We start from the raw sequence: 5,262 nt of genomic DNA on the forward strand, positions 1-5,262 counted from the left end.
GAGGATTTGCCGTAGTAGCTGATGAAGTAAGAAGCCTAGCAGAAAGAACTCAAAAAAGCCTTAGTGAAATAAATGCAACAATAAGCGTTATAGTTCAAGGTATTAAAGATGCAAGCGAGCAAATGAGCACTAATTCAGCAGAGATTAGTAAATTAACTCAAGTAGCAAGTAATACCCAAGATACAATTAATGAAATGGGGAAAGTAATGAGTGAAGCTGTAAAAATTAGTGAAGCAACTGTAAATGATTATATAAGCACAAGTAAAGATATGAGCGAGATATTAAGTGGAGTAAATAATATGAATACTATCACTAATGAAAACGCAAGAAGTGTAGAAGAAATAGCAGGAGCAGCAAATCATCTAAGTGAGATGACAGAACAACTAAACAAAAAGCTAAATGAATTTAGAACTTGATTTATTAGCTTAAAAATAAACTTATTATTAGGAATTAGTATGCTAGTTCCTAATAATATTTTAAAATATTTAAATAATTTAAACTCACTCTAGTTTTTCTACTTTATATTTTTTGCTTAATCGTATTTGTTTTGTATTATTATGTTATATCGTTACTTTCTAGCATTATTGTGATAGAATTAGGTTTGAAATAAAGCTTAATGATGAAATTATTTATTAATTAGACAGTTTCAAACCGTGTTGTGGTAGAATTAGGTTTGCAATTTCACAAGCCACATCAATTGCATTTCCTAAGTTACTGTTTCAAACCGTGTTGTGATAGAATTAGGTTTGCAATTATTTAAACGCAGATATTAATTTAGTTTCAAATATGCTGTTTCAAACCGTGTTGTGGTAGAATTAGGTTTGCAATATGAGGACGCTTTATTTTACCTTGACCCACCTTATGTGTTTCAAACCGTGTTGTGGTAGAATTAGGTTTGCAATATTAACTCTAAAGCAAAAGCAAAACGGCGAGCTTAAGTTTCAAACCGTGTTGTGGTAGAATTAGGTTTGCAATAAAAGCTCATTATCATTTAATTTTTTGTTGGGATAAGTTTCAAACCGTGTTGTGGTAGAATTAGGTTTGCAATGAAAAAACAATTGATAGGGCGTTTCGTTGTGGGTGTGTTTCAAACCGTGTTGTGGTAGAATTAGGTTTGCAATAATTTTGGGTGGAAATTTAAGTTCTCAAGTTGAAGGGTTTCAAACCGTGTTGTGGTAGAATTAGGTTTGCAATTATATCTCTTTATCAGTATTTTTTAATGGTTCTTGTAAGTTTCAAACCGTGTTGTGATAGAATTAGGTTTGCAATAAAATGTGATTTGATTACCTGTTATGGTGACAGCAGTTTCAAACCGTGTTGTGATAGAATTAGGTTTGCAATCAAATATTGTAAAGTTTTTGAGCCACATAAGAAGTTGTTTCAAACCGTGTTGTGATAGAATTAGGTTTGCAATGATAGACCAAATCGAAACAAGAGCACCAATGACAAGTTTCAAACCGTGTTGTGATAGAATTAGGTTTGCAATAAAACCGATAAATTAACATTAGGGCAAAAGCAGAAGTTTCAAACCGTGTTGTGATAGAATTAGGTTTGCAATGTAAAAGCCCTTAAACTCATTGAATTAAAATTAATTGTTTCAAACCGTGTTGTGATAGAATTAGGTTTGCAATAACAAAATTTTAGGTGCTACTGCTCTAACTGCTTTAAGTTTCAAACCGTGTTGTGATAGAATTAGGTTTGCAATGCCACACAAAAAGCTTGGAGTTCCGCATCTTCATAGTTTCAAACCGTGTTGTGATAGAATTAGGTTTGCAATGAAGATTTACAATGAGCCGTTTTTTAGTTCCTTTAGTTTCAAACCGTGTTGTGATAGAATTAGGTTTGCAATTGAATAAAATAGAACAAAATGTTTTAAAAATGTATTTGTTTCAAACCGTGTTGTGATAGAATTAGGTTTGCAATGCAATGGAAATTATCAGTGAAAGTGTAGAAATTGTGTTTCAAACCGTGTTGTGATAGAATTAGGTTTGCAATATAGCTAACATACCTGCGTCAACATCTGAATTGCAGTTTCAAACCGTGTTGTGATAGAATTAGGTTTGCAATAGCAAGGAAAACTTGCTTATATATCAAGTATTTGAGAGTTTTTAAAAAGTAGTGATTTTTCCACTTTGAAAATTCTTTCAAATTTTAGTACTTTAGTGGAAAAATTAAACCTATGTTTAGTTTGTATCACTAAAATTAAAAAGCAAATCTAATTCTATCACAACGAGCGTTTGAAATCATAAGTAGGTAGAAATACCGAAAAGTTAGTAAAATATCGGGCAACTGGCTTAGCCACCCCGATAAACTTTAACACAAACATACTAAATTTATTCCCTATCATCACAATAGTTAAAAAATTCACATTGATTACAAGCATTAAGACTAGCGCTACTATTTGGAAAAACTCCATTATCTAAAAGATTTTTCATATCTTTTACAACTCTTTCAAGCCTAGCAAAATCATTCGGAAAAATATTAAAAACCTTATGTTTTAGATGATTTGATGAGCATAAAATCACTCTTTTGCAAGGCTTAGCATAAGTTTTACTAGCCATTTTTGCGTATGCTAGTAGTTGCATTTTCGCCCCGTTACTAAGATTTAGATTATCACTTTGTTTAAACTCAAGCACCATCACCTCATCAACCCCAACAAAGAGCATATCACAAACCCCACACAGCTCATCATCTTCTAAATATTGATTTTTATAGGCTTTATATTCGCTTAGCCCAAGTTTAGCAAATGTGCGACTTTTGAAAAGCTCGTCTTGCTTTTTATGAAAATCATTACCAAAATATACATGCTTAGGATACTTTGGTGTAATATCGCAAAAATTATAAAAATAAAATATCCTAGGACAAAACACAAACTGCCTAATCAAACTCGCCTTCAAAAGTTCCATGAAATTCCTATTTCAAATTATTTAAAATTCTCATTGTTTTGGTTAAAATATACACAAGTTACTAAATACTATCAAAACTAAGTTGCTCTAAATCAGCCTTTTTATAACCGTGCGTATAGTCTAAATCTATCTTGCACCTACACAAAAACGCCTTATCTCCATCACCACAAAACTTTTTAAAAAGCTCTTTTACCACCTTTATCTCACTTTTGCTAAGCTCTCCATAAAAGACTGATTTTTGGATATTTAAAAGCCCTAAGTCTTTTAACTCTTCAAAAAGTTTTGTTCGTGATTTGTTATCTTCTATATCGTAGCTTACAATATACACACTCACCACCTAAACACATAAGAATGATAATTATTAGCACCACACAAAAACCCACTAAGCTTATAAACTTGCCTTTGTATGATGCTTTCAAGACTTAGCTTTGAGTGATTATATGGCAACTTTTTAGCAAGTGAGCTAAAAATCTCATTTGAAATTAGCTTTTTACACTCATTAAAATCGCCCTTTAGCTGATGCCTTAGTTTGATGATATTTCTATCAACTAAAAAACTTCTATACTCCTCCATAATGTCCAAAACTAACGATGGCTTAGCACTTCTTAAGCTATGAAGCATCCCAAAATATGGGTTTAACCCTGCGTTTATCACGCTTTTATAAATTATGTTTAAAAGTATTGCGTAGCCGTAATTTAGGGCTTTATTTACATTATCATCTGCAAATCTGCCCGTGCGATTTACAAACTCATCCCCTAAAAGCCTTGTTTGTTTAAGATAATCAAAATAAACTTTTGCCGCACTTCCTTCAATGCCAAAAATGCTATCTTTTGTCATTTTATAAGTTTTTAGCTCGTTAATAAATGTTTTTAATTGCTCGGTGGTTTTTTGTTTTAGCAAATCATCTTGCAAATACCTTGAAAAGTATAAAATCGTGGAGCGTTGGTTTTTGATTTTACCTATGATTAGCTCTTTTGCTAAGGCTAGGTCTTTGCCGTTTTGTTCGCTTAAAATCTGATGTTTTATCACATTTACGCTTTTATGCTCGTGTAAAGTGTGTAAAGCTAAATGAGATTTAAAATCATTAAAAAATATCTTAACCCCACGCACTCCACAAGCATAGGCTAAGTCACTACTTAGTCCTACACCACGAGATTTTATACTTATGGTTTTTAGGTTTTTAAGTGGATATTCTTTAATTAACTCTCCATCTTTTTTAACTACTAATCTAGCCGATTTAAGCCCTAAATACACCCCGTAAGAATTCACTACGAAATGTTTTAGCACTCTAAACCTTTGTAAATATTTTTTATATTTTTTACATTGCTTGAAAAATTTCCACTTGTGATAAACGATATTTTTAACACATTTTCACTATTTTCCAAAACATCTCTTTTTCTATATGTTTTAGTGTCAAAATTTTCTAACTCTTCTTTGTGTTTTATAATTTCATATTTAAAAAGTTCTGATTTTTTCTTACCATTTTCAGCAATTCCACCAAAACCAAAAGATTTATTAAATAAAATATTTTTACACAAATAAAAAAAGTCATAGTTGATTTTGTTATCTACAATTAAATTTAATTTATTTGTGGAATTAATATTATCAAAATTAATTTCATCGCAATTTATTGTTTTTAAAAAAATATTTGCATTAATTTTATCAATCTCTAAAACAATATTTGAGCGTGTTTTCTCTTGATATAAAATTTCTATACTTTTAAAAGGTATAACATCTATGTTTTTAATTTCTTTTATATCACAAATCCTATACTTTGCAAAACCAGCTTTAAATTGTTTGTGATTGTTAAGAAAATCAATAACCACTAAAATATCTTTTAAGTCTTTTGGTAAAACATTCAAGTTAAAAAACGGAACTGATATAACAGAATTTGTCTTTGTGTTTGTATATGGCAAGGCTTTTACTCCACTAGATGAATTAGTCCACATACCATCAAAGCCACCATTTCTACGAATTATCATATTTGATGAATTTTTAACCTTTAAAGAATAAATCATTTTTTTAAAATCTCTAAGTTTCCTACCTTTAACATTAAAAAATTCATTATAAGTTTTAAACAATTTGTCTTTATTTAAACTCACTTTACTATGATACTTCACTGCAAATTCTTTTTTAATTTCATATAAATTTTTATCTTTATTTACAATATAAAATCTTTTTAGTTGTAGAGCTTTAGTAACTTTATCATACTCTTTTTCGCTTAGTTGAAAAATATTATACCACTCATCATATTTAGTATAAAATTTTTGTTTTATAATATTTAAAATCTCTTCTTCGCTATCCTTTTTATTATTTTATAAAAACTTTAGTGATTTTTCTAAGATTTCTTCTCTTA

The 5,262-nt window shown here is 30.0% G+C and carries 5 protein-coding genes and 1 CRISPR repeat array; of the genes, 1 reads left to right on the forward strand and 4 read right to left on the reverse strand.

Annotated features, from left to right (window positions below; translation table 11 throughout):
• Nucleotides 1-416 (forward strand): methyl-accepting chemotaxis protein (locus KJQ97_RS08635; RefSeq protein WP_250325871.1); only part of this gene is annotated, 416 nt, incomplete at its 5' end.
• Nucleotides 417-571: 155 nt separating this feature from the next.
• Nucleotides 572-2,067: a CRISPR direct-repeat array (repeat unit 37 nt; unit sequence GTTTCAAACCGTGTTGTGATAGAATTAGGTTTGCAAT).
• A 266-nt stretch (nucleotides 2,068-2,333) separates the two neighbouring features.
• Here the strand turns inward: KJQ97_RS08635 and cas4 are convergent.
• From cas4 to KJQ97_RS08655, 4 genes are all read right to left on the reverse strand, one after another.
• Complete coding sequence (gene cas4, locus KJQ97_RS08640; RefSeq protein ID WP_214120588.1) at nucleotides 2,334-2,906, reverse strand: CRISPR-associated protein Cas4; 573 nt, start codon at nucleotides 2,904-2,906, stop codon at nucleotides 2,334-2,336.
• A 61-nt stretch (nucleotides 2,907-2,967) separates the two neighbouring features.
• Complete coding sequence (gene cas2 / locus KJQ97_RS08645) at nucleotides 2,968-3,234, reverse strand: CRISPR-associated endonuclease Cas2 (RefSeq protein WP_214120589.1); 267 nt, start codon at nucleotides 3,232-3,234, stop codon at nucleotides 2,968-2,970.
• 2 nt (nucleotides 3,235-3,236) lie between these two features.
• The gene (cas1, locus tag KJQ97_RS08650; protein WP_214120590.1) at nucleotides 3,237-4,193 is read right to left on the reverse strand and encodes a CRISPR-associated endonuclease Cas1; all 957 of its coding nucleotides are present in this window, start codon (nucleotides 4,191-4,193) and stop codon (nucleotides 3,237-3,239) included.
• Nucleotides 4,187-5,026: a hypothetical protein gene (locus KJQ97_RS08655; protein WP_214120591.1), complete on the reverse strand. Its 840-nt coding sequence runs from the start codon at nucleotides 5,024-5,026 to the stop codon at nucleotides 4,187-4,189. The genes cas1 and KJQ97_RS08655 overlap by 7 nt, the downstream gene beginning before the upstream one ends.
• Nucleotides 5,027-5,262: the final 236 nt, after the last annotated feature.

Origin of the sequence: Campylobacter sp. 2018MI01 (genome assembly GCF_018501205.1) — a bacterium.
GTDB lineage: Bacteria > Campylobacterota > Campylobacteria > Campylobacterales > Campylobacteraceae > Campylobacter_E.

Coding starts and splice junctions, on each gene's coding strand:
- cas4 (WP_214120588.1), bottom strand. CDS start 2,906: ATGGAACTTTTGAAGGCGAGTTTGATTAGGCAGTTTGTGTTTTGTCCT.